The sequence below is a fragment of the Enterobacter sp. BNK-14 genome, assembly GCF_047456095.1.
Lineage (GTDB): Bacteria > Pseudomonadota > Gammaproteobacteria > Enterobacterales > Enterobacteriaceae > Enterobacter > Enterobacter kobei.
Genome location: NZ_CP179897.1, coordinates 2,310,514 through 2,325,291, shown reverse-complemented (window position 1 = coordinate 2,325,291; position 14,778 = coordinate 2,310,514). Strand labels below are relative to the sequence as shown.

Here is a 14,778-nt window from a genome sequence, read left to right as displayed (position 1 = left end):
TTCGCCTCGTTACTCGATGACGACCAGCGGCTCGTCAAATTCAACCGGCTGACCACTTTCGACCAGAATCGCTTTCACAGTACCTGATTTGTCTGCTTCGATCTGGTTCATCATTTTCATCGCTTCAACGATGCACAGGGTATCGCCTACGTTGACTTTCTGACCCACTTCGATGAACGCCTTCGCGTCCGGGCTCGGGGTGCGGTAGAAAGTACCAACCATTGGGGAACGTACGATGTGACCACTGATTTCTGCTGCAGCGGCAGGTGCGGCTTCAGCTGCTGGTGCAACGGCTGCGGAGAGCGCAGGCTGCTGCACTGGCGCAGCGTAAGCCTGCTGCATTACCGGGAAGCTAGCGGCTGGGGCTGCACGGCTGATGCGTACAGACTCTTCGCCTTCAGAAATTTCCAGTTCGGAGATGCCTGATTCTTCAACCAGCTCGATCAGTTTTTTAATCTTACGAATATCCATGAGTGGGTTCCGTACTCTTGTTTAGTGTGATTGTGACAAGCGTTTTACCGCTGTCTGTAAAGCGTATGAATAACCGTCAGCGCCCAGTCCGCAGATAACGCCAGTAGCGATATCCGACAGATACGAATGGTGGCGGAACGGCTCTCGGGCGTGCACGTTACTCAGGTGGATCTCGATAAACGGGATACTCACCGCGAGCAGTGCGTCGCGGATAGCAACACTGGTGTGCGTAAACGCGGCCGGATTGATCAGGATATAGTCCACATTGTCTTTAGCCTGATGAATACGGTCGATGATTGCGTACTCCGCGTTTGACTGAAAATGATCCAAATCCACATTCAGCGACGCTGCTTCCGTGCTCAGACGGTTAACAATTTCGCTCAATGTTAGCGTGCCGTACTTCTCTGGCTCACGGGTACCGAGCATGTTCAGGTTCGGTCCGTTCAATACTAAGATATGGAACTTGTCAGTCATTATGCCGCTATCTCCTGCGATTTTCGGGTAAAAAACAAAATATACCGTCGAAGCGCAAATGTCACCTTTTCAGAGGCCAAAAACCACTGTCAGGGGAACCAAGGTCGCACATTATAACGATTTCGTAGCATTTGGCAGCTAAATACTGGTCTTATCAGGGAAGATTATCAACCGCAATCCAAAAAAGATTTGCGGTTGAGGGGGGATCTGCGGGAAAACGCACAGTTTCGCGAACTATCGCAACCACTGGCGGAACTTCTTGTAACGCCATGCTAAAAGCGCCACTGCCGCCAGCGCATACAGGACTGGCTGCGGGGAGAGGATCTTCACCGACCACAGATAATGAATGGGGGCGAGGATCGCGACAAGATAAACGAAGTTGTGCAGTAACTGCCAGCGTCTGCCCAGCTTTCGCTGCGCATATTGCGTGGACGTCAGCGCTAACGCCAGTAAAACCAGCCAGCTTACGATACCCAGCGTCAGATAAGGGCGTGTCACCAGCTCTCGGCCAAGCAGTGTCAGATTGTTAATTCCCAGTTCCAGCAGGGCGTAGCTGGTAAGGTGCAGCGTCGCCCAGGCAAAACACCATAGCCCCAAAAGCCGACGGGTACGTATCAATAATGGCTGTTTAGCGTAGCGCGCCAGCGGCGAGACGAGCAAGGTTGCCAGTAAAAATTTCAGAGCCATCCGACCCGTAAAATGCTGGATATCCTTTGCCGGATCGGCGCTAAAGAGGCCCTGACTGGCGGCCCAGAACAACCAGATAAAAGGAAGTATCCCAGCTAAATGCAGCAGCACTTTCAGCCAGGTAATCTGCTTTGCCGTTAAACGCACTCAGAAGTTCTCCCGTAAATTAAGGCCACGGTAAAGCGAAGCCACTTCATCCGCATACCCGTTAAACAATAGCGTGGGCTGACGCTTAACATCCAGCGCACCACCCGCGCCAATAAAGCGCTCAGTCGCCTGCGACCAGCGGGGATGATCCACATGCGGATTCACATTCGCGAAGAAACCGTATTCACCCGGTGCTGCCAGGTTCCAGGTCGTTGGCGGACGCTCGCGGGTCAGCTTAATGCTGACGATAGACTTAATTCCTTTGAAGCCGTATTTCCACGGTACGGTTAACCGAATGGGGGCGCCGTTTTGAGGAGGAAGCGCCTTGCCGTATACGCCAACGGTCAGCAGGGTAAGGGGATGCATGGCTTCGTCGAGGCGTAGCCCTTCAACGTACGGATAGTCCAGTCCACCGCCGATAAACCGATCTTTCTGGCCCGGCATCTCGTCCGGAGCGTAGCGCGTCTGGAAGGCGACATATTTTGCATTGCTGGTGGGCTCAACCAACGCCAGCAGCTTATGCAGCGGGAAGCCGACCCAGGGTACCACCATCGACCAGGCTTCCACGCAGCGCATGCGATAGATGCGCTCTTCGAGCGGGAAGCGGGTGGTCAGATCGTGGTGGTCCAATGTCAGGGGTTTTGCCACCTCGCCGTCAATTTTCAACGTCCACGGATCGGTTTTCATGCTGCCTGCATTGGCGGCAGGATCGGCTTTATCCAGACCAAATTCGTAAAAGTTGTTATAGCCGGTGACTTTGTCTTCAGGGGTGAGCGTCAGTTTGTTTTGCCACTCGGCGGGTTTCGTAAACGTAAGCGGGGCACCGGAAGGCGCCTTAGGGCGATCGTTACCTTTAAACCAGTCGAGCAGGTCGGCATGTGCCGCAGGGGAGAGCGTCAGTGCAGTGGCGCTGATGCCAAGCATTTTCAGGATCTGGCGGCGCTGTAACATAAAGACAGACTCGGACGTTACGTCGGCTTCCGTCAGTTTTCGGTTTTTCATGGCATCCTCCGTCATGCGTTTTTCTAAGCATGACGGAGGAGAGCGCTTCACGCGAATATGTCACGAAAATTTGAAGATTAGGCGATTTTCACCAGCGCGCGACCGTGGAACTGGTTATCCATGATTTTACTGGCATAGTCTGGCGCCTGGCTGAGGCTTATCTCCGTTGCGCTCTGGGTAAAGAACGATTCCGGCAGATCGCGTACCAGACGTTCCCAGGCCTCCGTGCGGCGAGCCGCTGGCGTCATCACGGAGTCCACGCCCTGCAGGCGAACGTTACGCAAAATAAACGGCATGACGGTAGTTGGCAGGGCAAAGCCGCCCGCCAGACCGCAGGCTGCCACGCAGCCGCCGTAGTTCATCTGCGCCAGGACCTTCGCCAGCACTTTATCGCCGACGGTATCTACCGCGCCCGCCCAGACCTGTTTTTCCAGTGGACGGGTTTCGGCGAATTCATCGCGGCCAAGAATGCGGCTGGCACCGAGCTGGCGAAGATAATCATGCGTACTTTCCCGGCCGGAAACCGCCGTGACCTGGTAACCCAGTTTGTGCAGCAACGTTACCGCCGTGCTCCCCACGCCACCGCTGGCGCCGGTCACGACAATGTCACCCGACTCAGGGTGAACCCCCGCCTCTTCCAGCGCCATCACGCACAGCATGGCGGTAAAGCCTGCGGTGCCGATGATCATCGCTTTGCGACCATCCATGCCTTTCGGCATCGGCACCAGCCAGTCGCCTTTTACGCGCGCCTGTGTTGCCAGCCCGCCCCAGTGATTTTCACCCACACCCCAGCCGGTGAGCAGCACGTGCTGGCCCGCATGGAAGCGAGGGTCTTCACTGCTGTGGACCCGGCCAGCAAAATCAATACCCGGCACCATAGGGAAATTTCGGATGATTTTACCCTTACCGGTGATCGCCAGCGCATCTTTGTAATTTAAACTGGACCAGTCGATGTCGACGGTGACGTCGCCTTCCGGCAGACGGCTCTCTTCTACGGCCTGTACTGAGGCAAGCGTTTTGCCGTCCTGCTGTTCTAAGATCAAAGCCTGCATACGGGGTCCTCACGACTCAGATGATTGGAAAATAATTTCTGAAGACTATACTCGCTCAGGGTAATTCAATGCCGATTTAACGCAATAAATTGCCAGATACGCCCGATTTGGTAGTATGCCGCATTTGAAATGCAAGTTAGCGCTTACTCGCTACCCCCTCAACCCACGGAGTAATCTCAAGGATGCGATTAACGACGAAGTTCTCGGCTTTTATCACCTTGCTAACGGGGCTGACCATCTTTGTCACGCTTCTGGGTTGCTCTTTGAGCTTTTATAACGCCATTCAGGACAAACTGGTCAACCGGGTGCAGTCTGTTGCGTCGGTCATTGATACGCGTCTGCTGACCACGCCACTCCCGTCGCTCTCCCGGGAACTGGATGAGTTGATGGTGCCGGTTGATATTATTCGGATCGATATTCAGCAGGGAAAGCATCAGGTTTTAAGCCATGAACGGCAGGGAAGTTATCGCCCTGCGGGCGTAGTGAGTCAGTACCGGGAAGTAACGGTGCACTCCCTTAAAAACCCGGGTATGACCATTCACATGGTATATCTCGATCCGATGGCCAGCTATTTCCGTTCCATGATGACCACCGCGCCGCTCACGATCGCGGTTGCATTCATTATTCTGCTCATTTTTCTCGCGGTTCGCTGGTTGCGCCGCCAGCTCTCAGGGCAGGAACTGCTGGAAATCCGCTCCGTCCGCATCCTGAACGGTGAGCGCGGCCCGCAGGTGCGCGGCTCTGTTCATGAATGGCCGTCACGCACCAGCAGTGCGCTGGATACGTTGCTCTCAGAAATTCAGTTTGCCAGCGACCAGCGCAGCCGTATGGATACGCTGATCCGCTCTTATGCCGCGCAGGATAATAAAACCGGCCTTAACAACCGCCTTTTCTTTGATAATCAACTGGCCACGCTGCTCGACGATTCGGAAAAAGTGGGCACTCACGGCGTGGTGATGATGATTCGCCTGCCCGATTTCGATCTGCTGCGCGACACATGGGGGCAGCGGGCCGCGGAAGAAAATCTCTTTACGCTGATCAACCTGCTCTCCACCTTTATCATGCGCTACCCCGGGGCACTATTGGCCCGCTATCACCGCAGCGACTTTGCCGTGTTATTGCCGCATCGCACGCTAAAAGAGTCGGAAAGTATTGCCAGCCAGCTGCTGAAGGCGGTAGACGCGCTGCCCCAGAGTAAAATGCTCGATCGCGACGACATGGTGCATATGGGGATCTGCGCCTGGCGCGGCGGTCAGTCGACGGAGCAGGTGATGGAGCATGCGGAATCGGCTACCCGCAACGCCGTGTTGCAGGGGGCGAACGGATGGGCCGTTTACGATGACTCGTTACCGGAAAAAGGGCGTGGAAACGTGCGGTGGCGTACGTTGATTGAGCAAATGCTGAGCCGCGGTGGGCCACGTATTTATCAAAAACCGGCGGTCATGAAAAACGGCTATGTCCACCATCGCGAACTGATGTGCCGTATTTTTGACGGTACGGAAGAGGTTATTTCTGCGGAATATCTGCCAATGGTGCTGCAATTTGGGCTGTCTGAAGAGTATGACCGCCAGCAAATTTCCCGCCTGATCCCATTTTTATCTTTCTGGCCGGAAGAAAGTCTGGCGTTACAGGTCACCGTTGAGTCGTTAATACGCCCGCGTTTTCAGCGCTGGCTGCGTGATACATTAATGCAATGCGAAAAATCGCAACGCAAACGCATTATTTTTGAACTTGCTGAGGCGGATGTGGGTCAACACATCAGCCGGTTACGTCCGGTGGTTCGTTTGATCAACGCGCTCGGTGCGCGTGTGGCGGTGACACAAGCTGGTTTAACGCTGGTCAGTACCGACTGGATCAAGGAACTGGATGTGGAGCTATTAAAGCTGCATCCGGGGCTGGTAAGAAATATTGAAAAGCGCACGGAAAACCAGCTGCTGGTTCAGAGTCTGGTTGAAGCGTGTAAAGGAACCCGAACACAAGTCTTTGCCGCGGGCGTGCGCTCCAGGGGCGAATGGCAGATGTTAACAGAGCGCGGTGTCATGGGTGGTCAGGGCGATTTTTTTGCCGCCTCTCAACCGCTTGACACCAACGTGAAAAAATATTTGCAAAGATACTCTGTTTGACCTGCCGTTTACGTTGTTTTCACGTAGAATATCGCGCCTGTAGCTTTGAGTATGTCGAGCAAAAAGCCAGTGAACGACCTTTAACGGGTTACAAAGGTCAGTAAGGAATGCTGCTGTTGACTCAGCCCTGAGGGAGTCAGGGATCAATTTTGTAACATCAGGAAACGTACTGCACAAATTTTCACCGTTGCAGATGATTTTTGCGCCTTGTCGCTGCTGCGTGTGGTTGGTAAAGTAAGCGGATTTTGTTTTCCGCCCCAGCTTTCAGGATTATCCCTTAGTATGTTGAAAAAATTTCGTGGCATGTTTTCCAATGACCTGTCCATTGACCTGGGTACCGCGAATACCCTTATTTACGTAAAAGGACAAGGCATCGTTTTGAATGAGCCTTCTGTTGTGGCCATTCGTCAGGATCGTGCAGGCTCGCCGAAAAGCGTCGCCGCAGTGGGTCATGACGCGAAGCAGATGCTGGGTCGTACCCCTGGCAACATCGCCGCAATTCGCCCAATGAAAGACGGCGTTATCGCTGACTTCTTCGTGACTGAAAAAATGCTTCAGCACTTCATCAAGCAGGTTCACAGCAACAGCTTCATGCGTCCAAGCCCGCGTGTTCTGGTGTGTGTGCCGGTTGGCGCAACCCAGGTAGAACGTCGCGCAATCCGTGAATCTGCTCAGGGGGCGGGTGCTCGTGAAGTGTTCCTGATTGAAGAGCCAATGGCGGCGGCAATCGGTGCAGGTCTGCCTGTGTCTGAAGCAACCGGCTCAATGGTAGTGGATATCGGTGGTGGTACCACAGAAGTGGCCGTTATCTCTCTGAACGGTGTGGTGTACTCCTCCTCCGTACGTATCGGTGGTGACCGCTTCGATGAAGCCATCATTAATTACGTGCGCCGTAACTACGGCTCTCTGATCGGTGAAGCGACCGCAGAGCGTATCAAACACGAAATCGGCTCTGCTTACCCGGGCGATGAAGTGCGCGAGATCGAAGTGCGTGGTCGTAACCTGGCGGAAGGTGTGCCACGCGGCTTTACCCTGAACTCCAACGAAATTCTGGAAGCGCTGCAGGAACCGCTGACTGGCATCGTGAGCGCGGTAATGGTTGCGCTGGAACAGTGCCCACCAGAACTGGCGTCCGATATCTCCGAGCGCGGTATGGTTCTGACCGGTGGTGGTGCGCTGCTGCGTAACCTCGACCGCCTGTTAATGGAAGAGACAGGTATTCCTGTCGTAGTTGCAGAAGATCCACTGACTTGCGTCGCCCGTGGTGGTGGCAAGGCGCTGGAAATGATCGACATGCACGGCGGCGACTTGTTCAGCGAAGAGTAGTCATTGTGAAAGGGTAGCGAATCGCTACCCTTTCTCTCTGACACGAGAATACGCATAGCCTATGAAGCCAATTTTTAGCCGTGGCCCATCGCTACAGTTTCGCCTTATTCTGGCGGTTCTGGTTGCGCTTGGCGTCATTATTGCCGATAGCCGCCTCGGTACGTTCAGCCAGATCAGAACGTACATGGATACCGCCGTCAGTCCTTTCTACTTTATATCAAATGGTCCCCGTGAACTGCTCGACTCCGTTTCTCAAACGCTGTCTTCACGAGACCAGCTCGAACTTGAAAACCGGGCATTACGCCAGGAACTGCTGCTGAAAAACAGCGAACTGCTGATGCTGGGGCAATATAAGCAGGAAAACGCGCGTCTGCGTGAACTGCTCGGCTCGCCGCTGCGTCAGGATGAGCAGAAGATGGTCACCCAGGTGATCTCCACCGTGAACGATCCTTACAGCGATCAGGTTGTGATCGACAAAGGGAGTGTGAACGGTGTGTATGAAGGCCAGCCTGTAATCAGTGATAAAGGCGTAGTGGGGCAGGTTGTTGCCGTCGCCAAGCTGACCAGCCGCGTGCTGCTGATTTGCGATGCCACGCATGCGCTGCCTATCCAGGTCCTGCGTAACGATATCCGCGTGATTGCGGCCGGTAACGGCTGTACGGACGATCTGCAGCTGGAACACCTGCCTGCGAACACGGACATCCGTGTCGGTGATGTACTGGTGACTTCCGGTTTGGGTGGACGCTTCCCTGAGGGCTACCCGGTTGCGGTGGTCTCTTCCGTGAAGCTCGATACTCAACGTGCGTATACCGTCATTCAGGCTCGTCCGACTGCGGGTTTACAGCGTCTGCGCTACCTGCTGCTGCTCTGGGGTGCCGATCGTAATGGCACGAATCCGATGACGCCTGAAGAGGTGCACCGTGTCGCAAACGAACGCCTGATGCAGATGATGCCGCAGGTTCTTCCGCCTGCGGACTCCATGGGGCCACCTGCGCCAGTGCCCGCGCCGGCAACCGGGTTAACTCAGCCGCTGCCTGATGCGCCGCCACCGCCTAAACTCTCTTTGGGAGGGCAGTAGTGGCAAGTTATCGTAGCCAGGGACGCTGGGTCATCTGGCTCTCGTTCCTCATTGCACTGTTGCTGCAGATTATGCCCTGGCCGGATAACATTCTCGTTTTCCGGCCAAACTGGGTCTTGCTCATTTTACTTTACTGGATCCTTGCCCTGCCGCACCGCGTAAATGTCGGCACGGGTTTTGTTATGGGTGCCATACTGGATCTCATTAGTGGCTCTACGCTGGGCGTTCGCGCCCTGTCCATGAGCATTATTGCGTACCTCGTCGCACTAAAATTCCAGCTCTTTCGTAACCTCGCGCTCTGGCAACAGGCCCTGGTCGTGATGTTGTTGTCGCTTGCTGCGGATATCGTTGTTTTCTGGGCAGAGTTTTTAGTGATCAACGTCTCTTTCCGACCGGAAGTGTTCTGGAGTAGTGTAGTAAACGGTGTGCTCTGGCCGTGGCTGTTCCTGCTGATGCGTAAGGTTCGCCAGCAGTTTGCCGTGCAATAAAAGGTTTCTATGACGTCTTTGTATCTCGCTTCCGGTTCCCCGCGCCGTCAGGAACTCCTGACCCAGTTAGGGGTATCTTTTGAACGCATCGTGACCGGCATTGAAGAAAAACGTGCTGAGGGCGAAAGTGCGCAGCAATATGTCTCTCGTCTGGCGCGCGAGAAAGCGCAGGCGGGCGTGGCGTTAGCGCCCCGCGATCTGCCAGTGCTGGGAGCAGATACCATCGTTATCCTTAATGGTGAAGTGCTTGAGAAACCGCACGATACCGAACATGCGGCGCGTATGCTGCGCAAAATGTCCGGGCAAACGCATCAGGTAATGACGGCGGTCGCGCTGGCGGATAGCCAGCACGTGCTGGATTGTCTGGTGGTAACCGATGTCACGTTCAGAGTACTTACCGACGACGAGATCGCCGCTTATATTGCCAGCGGTGAACCGATGGATAAAGCAGGTGCATACGGTATTCAGGGGCTGGGTGGCTGTTTTGTCAGGAAGATTCATGGCAGCTATCACGCCGTAGTCGGCTTACCGCTGGTGGAAACGTATGAGTTGCTGAGCAATTTTAACTCACTGCGTGAGGGAAGGGATAATTATGACGGCTGAATTGTTGGTAAACGTAACGCCATCGGAAACCCGTGTGGCCTATATTGACGGTGGCATTCTTCAGGAAATTCATATTGAGCGTGAAGCGCGGCGCGGAATAGTAGGCAATATCTACAAAGGTCGTGTCAGTCGTGTACTGCCGGGTATGCAGGCGGCTTTTGTAGATATTGGTCTGGATAAGGCGGCATTTTTACATGCCTCCGATATCATGCCGCACACCGAGTGCGTTGCGGGCGAAGAGCAAAAGCAGTTTGCCGTGCGCGATATTTCCGAACTGGTGCGTCAGGGCCAGGACTTAATGGTGCAGGTGGTGAAAGATCCCCTGGGCACCAAAGGCGCCCGTCTTACCACCGACATCACCTTACCCTCCCGTTATCTGGTCTTTATGCCCGGCGCGTCACACGTCGGCGTTTCGCAGCGCATTGAGAGCGAAAGCGAGCGCGAGCGTCTGAAGAAAGTGGTCAGCGCCTACTGCGATGAACAGGGCGGGTTTATTATCCGCACCGCCGCGGAAGGGATCAGCGAAGACGATCTGGCATCCGATGCCGCTTACCTTAAGCGCGTCTGGACCAAAGTGATGGAGCGTAAAAAACGCAACCAGACCCGCTACCAGCTTTACGGTGAGCTGGCGCTGGCTCAGCGCGTTCTGCGTGACTTTGCCGATGCGCAGCTCGACCGCATTCGTGTGGACTCTCGCCTGACGTATGAAGCGCTGCTGGAATTTACCGCTGAATACATCCCGGAAATGCCGGGCCTGCTGGAGCACTACACCGGGCGTCAGCCTATCTTCGATCTCTATGATGTCGAAAACGAGATCCAGCGTGCCCTGGAGCGTAAGGTTGAGCTCAAGTCCGGCGGGTATCTGATTATCGATCAGACCGAAGCGATGACCACCGTCGATATCAACACCGGCGCGTTTGTTGGCCATCGCAACCTCGATGACACCATCTTCAACACCAACATTGAAGCCACGCAGGCGATTGCCCGCCAGCTGCGTCTGCGCAATCTCGGCGGCATTATTATCATCGACTTCATCGATATGAGTAATGAAGACCACCGCCGCCGCGTGCTGCATTCACTGGAGCAGGCGCTGAGTAAGGATCGCGTGAAAACCAGCATCAACGGGTTCTCACAGCTGGGGCTGGTGGAAATGACGCGTAAGCGCACCCGTGAAAGCGTTGAGCATGTGCTGTGTAATGAATGCCCAACCTGCCATGGACGCGGAACGGTAAAGACGGTTGAGACCGTCTGCTACGAAATTATGCGTGAAATCGTCCGTGTTCATCACGCCTACGACTCCGACCGTTTTCTGGTCTATGCTTCCCCTGCGGTGGCGGAAGCGTTGAAAGGCGAAGAGTCGCACGCGCTGGCGGAAGTGGAAATCTTTGTCGGCAAACAGGTAAAAGTACAAATTGAACCGCTCTATAACCAGGAGCAGTTTGACGTTGTGATGATGTAAAACGCAGTACGCTGCGTGACGAAAGCTGACAAGGAGAGATGCGTGAGGCGATTGCCGGGGATTTTATTGCTTACAGGGGCAACGCTGGTCGTGATTGTCGCGTTGCTCGTGAGCGGGCTACGCCTCGTTTTGCCGCATCTCGACAGCTGGCGTCCGCAGCTGCTGGCAAAAATCGAATCCACCACCGGTGTGCCGGTCGACGTAAGCCAGCTAAGCGCCAGCTGGCAAAATTTTGGCCCGACGCTCGACGTCCGGGATATCAATGCCAGCCTGAAAGATGGCGGCCATCTGAAAATCAAACGCGTGACCCTGGCGCTGGACGTCTGGCAAAGCCTGCTGCATCTGCGCTGGCAGTTTCGCGATCTCACCTTTTACCAGCTTCAGTTTCTGACCAATACGCCGCTAACGGGCGGTGAGGATAATCAGGGCCTGGAAGCCAACCGCTTCAGCGATCTCTTCCTCCGCCAGTTCGATCATTTCGATCTGCGCGACAGCGAAGTGAGCTTTATTACCCTTTCCGGCCAGCGCGCCGAACTGGCGATCCCACAGCTAACCTGGCTTAACGGCAAGAACCGACACCGCGCGGAAGGACTGGTGAGCCTGTCCAGCCTGAACGGCCAGCACGGCGTGATGCAGGTACGTATGGATCTGCGCGACGATGACGGTCTGTTAAACAACGGTAAAGTCTGGCTGCAGGCCGACGATGTGGACGTGAAGCCCTGGCTCGGCGACTGGTTACAGCAAAACATGCAGCTGGAAACCGCCCGCTTTAGCCTTGAGGGCTGGCTAACCCTGACGAAGGGAAAATTCGCCAGCGGCGATATCTGGCTGAAGCAAGGGGGCGCAAGCTGGAAGGGCGAAAATCAGCAGCATCAGCTTTCCGTCGATAACCTCACCGCGCATGTGACGCAGGAGAAAGAGGGCTGGCAGTTTGCTATTCCGGATACGCGCATCACGATGGACGGCAAGCCGTGGCCGCGCGGTGCGCTGACGCTGGCCTGGATGCCGGAGCAGGACGTGGGCGGCGCGGCCAGTAAACGCAGCGATGAGCTGCGTATCCGCGCCAGTAACCTGGATCTGACAGCCATCGAAGGCCTGCGCTCAATGGCGGCGAAACTCTCCCCGGATTTGGGCGAGATTTGGCTGGCAACGCAGCCGAGCGGCAAGATTGATGCGCTGGCGCTGGATATCCCGCTTCAGGCCACAGATAAAACCCGTTTCCAGGCCTCGTGGAACGATCTTGCCTGGAAGCAGTGGAAGCTGCTTCCGGGAGCCGAGCACTTCAGCGGCAAGCTGGAAGGCAGTGTGGAAAACGGCAGGCTGACGGTGGATATGCACAACGCCAAAATGCCTTACGAGACGGTCTTCCGTGCGCCGCTGGAAATTGAACAGGGCAATGCGGTGCTGAACTGGCTCCGTAATGATAAGGGCTTCCAGCTTGATGGCAGGCATATCGACGTCAAAGCCAAAGCGGTACATGCACGCGGCGATTTCCGCTACCTGCAGCCAGATGGCGATGAGCCCTGGCTGGGTATTCTGGCCGGCATCAGTACCGATGATGGTTCTCAGGCCTGGCGCTATTTCCCGGAAAACCTGATGGGGAAAGCGCTGGTCGACTATCTGAGCGGCGCGATTCAGGGCGGTCAGGCGGATAATGCCACACTGGTCTACGGTGGTAATCCGCATCTTTTCCCGTACAAACATAATGAAGGTCAGTTCCAGGTGCTGGTGCCGCTGCACAACGCCACCTTCGCGTTCCAGCCTGGCTGGCCTGCGCTGAAAAACCTGGATATCGAACTTAACTTCCTCAATGACGGCTTATGGATGAAGTCTGACAGCGTTGCGCTGGGCGGCGTGACGGCCAGCAACCTGACGGCTAACATCCCGGACTACTCAAAAGAGAAGCTGCTTATCGATGCCGACATCAACGGTCCAGGTAAAGCGGTGGGGCCGTACTTTGAGGAGACGCCGCTGAAAGAGTCGCTGGCGGCGACGCTGCAGCAGCTCCAGCTTGATGGCGATGTGAATGCTCGCTTACATCTTGATATCCCACTTGACGGTGAGATGACCACCGCCAAAGGTGATGTCCGTCTGAAGAACAACAGTCTGTACATTAAACCGCTTGAGAGCACCCTGAAAAACCTCAGCGGGCAGTTCAGTTTTGTGAATGGTAACCTCAAGAGCGAGCCGCTGACCGCCAGCTGGTTTAATCAGCCGGTGAATATTGACTTCACAACCACTGAGGGTGAAAAAGCTTACCAGGTGGCCGTCAATCTGGACGGTAACTGGCAGCCTGCGCGTATGGACGTCCTGCCGAAGCCGATCGCGTCATCAGTGGATGGCGCGGTAGCCTGGAATGGCAAAGTGGCTATTGAGCTGCCTTATCACGCAGGCGTGCAGTATAAGGTCGACATCACGGGTGACCTGAAAAACATCCACAGCCAGTTGCCCGCGCCGCTGGATAAACAGGCCGGACAATCGCTGCCGGTGAAGGTCAACGTCGATGGCAACCTGAACAGCTTTGCGTTGACCGGAAATGCGGGCAGCACAAACCATTTCAACAGCCGCTGGCTGCTTAATCGCAAACTCACCCTCGACAGGGCTATCTGGACGACGGACAGCAAAACCACGCCGCCACTGCCCGACCATGCGGGCGTTGAGCTCAATCTTCCGCCGATGGATGGCGCGGAGTGGCTGGCGCTGTTCCAGAAAGGCGTTGGACAAAACGTGGATGAAGCCGCCCAGTTCCCGCAAACCGTTACGGTACGCACGCCGTCGCTGATGTTGGGCGGACAGCAGTGGAACAACCTTAGCATTGTTTCTCAGCCCACCGCGAATGGCTCTAAAGTGGAGGCGCAGGGTCGGGAGATCAACGGCACGCTTACCATGCGTAATAACGCGCCGTGGCAGGCAGCGATTCGCTATCTCTACTACAACCCGGCCACCGCGAGTAAAGATCAACCGGCGAATATATCGCCGCTGAGTCAAGCCTCCCGCGTCGATTTTAGCGGCTGGCCCGATCTCCAGCTGCGCTGCGCGGAATGCTGGCTGTGGGGGCAAAAATATGGCCGTATCGACGGCGATTTTGCCATCCAGGGGAATACGCTTACGCTCTCCGGCGGCCTGGTCGATACCGGTTTTGGCCGCATGACGGCCGCAGGGGAATGGGTCAATAACCCGGGCGAACAGCGGACCTCCCTGAAGGGCGACATTAAAGGCAACAAACTGGATGCGGCAACCAATTTCTTTGGCATCACTACGCCGCTGCGGGGATCGTCATTTGACGTGAATTACGATCTTCACTGGCGAGACGCGCCGTGGAAGCCAGACGAAGCGTCACTGAACGGTATTTTAAAAACCCGCTTTGGCAAGGGGGAAATCGCCGATGTGAGCACGGGGCGCGCCGGGCAGATCCTGCGCCTGCTGAGTTTTGATGCGCTGCTGCGCAAGCTGCGCTTCGATTTCAGCGACACCTTCAGCGAAGGTTTCTACTACGATTCCATCCGCAGCACGGCGTGGATAAAGGACGGCGTGATGCATACGGATGACACGCTGGTAGACGGCCTGGAAGCGGATATCGCCATGAAAGGCTCAGTCAATCTGGTACGCCGTGAGCTGGATATGGAAGCCGTGGTGGCGCCGGAAATTTCCGCGAGCGTGGGCGTGGCGGCGGCGTTTGTGGTGAACCCGATAGTCGGTGCGGCGGTATTTGCTGCCAGTAAAGTGCTGGGCCCGCTGTGGAGCAAAGTCTCGATTCTGCGCTATCGCATTACCGGTCCGGTGGATAAACCTCAGATTAACGAGGTACTGCGCCAGCCGCGCAAAGATGCACAGCAATGATTTGACGTGGGCAGGTAATTGCCTCACT

General features: G+C 55.5%; 12 protein-coding genes. 7 read left to right on the top strand and 5 right to left on the bottom strand.

Features of this window, described 5'->3' with window-relative positions; all coding sequences use genetic code 11:
• Nucleotides 1-9: 9 nt before the first annotated feature.
• The 5 genes from accB to ACMGGM_RS11065 form a co-directional block, all read right to left on the bottom strand.
• Nucleotides 10-471: an acetyl-CoA carboxylase biotin carboxyl carrier protein gene (gene accB, locus ACMGGM_RS11085; protein ID WP_010436174.1), complete on the bottom strand. Its 462-nt coding sequence runs from the start codon at nt 469-471 to the stop codon at nt 10-12.
• A gap of 21 nt (nt 472-492) precedes the next feature.
• Entirely contained in the window at nt 493-945 is a 453-nt protein-coding gene (gene aroQ / locus ACMGGM_RS11080; RefSeq protein WP_023331425.1) for a type II 3-dehydroquinate dehydratase, read from the bottom strand.
• 234 nt (nt 946-1,179) lie between these two features.
• Nucleotides 1,180-1,779: a protein-methionine-sulfoxide reductase heme-binding subunit MsrQ gene (msrQ, locus tag ACMGGM_RS11075; RefSeq protein WP_014885437.1), complete on the bottom strand. Its 600-nt coding sequence runs from the start codon at nt 1,777-1,779 to the stop codon at nt 1,180-1,182.
• Complete coding sequence (msrP, locus tag ACMGGM_RS11070; protein WP_023331424.1) at nt 1,780-2,781, bottom strand: protein-methionine-sulfoxide reductase catalytic subunit MsrP; 1,002 nt, start codon at nt 2,779-2,781, stop codon at nt 1,780-1,782.
• Nucleotides 2,782-2,858: 77 nt separating this feature from the next.
• A complete protein-coding gene (locus ACMGGM_RS11065) occupies nt 2,859-3,833 on the bottom strand; it encodes an MDR family oxidoreductase (RefSeq protein WP_045281397.1) in 975 nt (324 codons plus the stop codon).
• A 182-nt stretch (nt 3,834-4,015) separates the two neighbouring features.
• Here ACMGGM_RS11065 and csrD point away from each other — a divergent pair, with 182 nt between their 5' ends.
• The 7 genes from csrD to yhdP all read left to right on the top strand — a co-directional run bounded on the left by csrD (nt 4,016) and on the right by yhdP (nt 14,750).
• Entirely contained in the window at nt 4,016-5,956 is a 1,941-nt protein-coding gene (gene csrD, locus ACMGGM_RS11060) for an RNase E specificity factor CsrD (RefSeq protein ID WP_023337866.1), read from the top strand.
• 282 nt (nt 5,957-6,238) lie between these two features.
• Nucleotides 6,239-7,282 (top strand): rod shape-determining protein MreB, encoded by a 1,044-nt coding sequence (mreB, locus tag ACMGGM_RS11055; RefSeq protein WP_000913396.1) that lies wholly within the window; start codon nt 6,239-6,241, stop codon nt 7,280-7,282.
• A 61-nt stretch (nt 7,283-7,343) separates the two neighbouring features.
• Entirely contained in the window at nt 7,344-8,360 is a 1,017-nt protein-coding gene (gene mreC, locus ACMGGM_RS11050; RefSeq protein WP_023331421.1) for a rod shape-determining protein MreC, read from the top strand.
• On the top strand, nt 8,360-8,848 hold the full coding sequence (gene mreD, locus ACMGGM_RS11045) for a rod shape-determining protein MreD (RefSeq protein WP_008502849.1): 489 nt from the start codon (nt 8,360-8,362) through the stop codon (nt 8,846-8,848). The genes mreC and mreD overlap by 1 nt, the downstream gene beginning before the upstream one ends.
• Nucleotides 8,849-8,857: 9 nt before the next feature.
• Nucleotides 8,858-9,451: a Maf family protein gene (locus tag ACMGGM_RS11040; RefSeq protein WP_023331420.1), complete on the top strand. Its 594-nt coding sequence runs from the start codon at nt 8,858-8,860 to the stop codon at nt 9,449-9,451.
• On the top strand, nt 9,441-10,910 hold the full coding sequence (gene rng / locus ACMGGM_RS11035; protein ID WP_014885432.1) for a ribonuclease G: 1,470 nt from the start codon (nt 9,441-9,443) through the stop codon (nt 10,908-10,910). Before ACMGGM_RS11040 ends, rng begins: the two co-directional genes overlap by 11 nt.
• 42 nt (nt 10,911-10,952) lie before the next feature.
• On the top strand, nt 10,953-14,750 hold the full coding sequence (yhdP, locus tag ACMGGM_RS11030; RefSeq protein WP_063614099.1) for an AsmA2 domain-containing protein YhdP: 3,798 nt from the start codon (nt 10,953-10,955) through the stop codon (nt 14,748-14,750).
• Nucleotides 14,751-14,778: the final 28 nt, after the last annotated feature.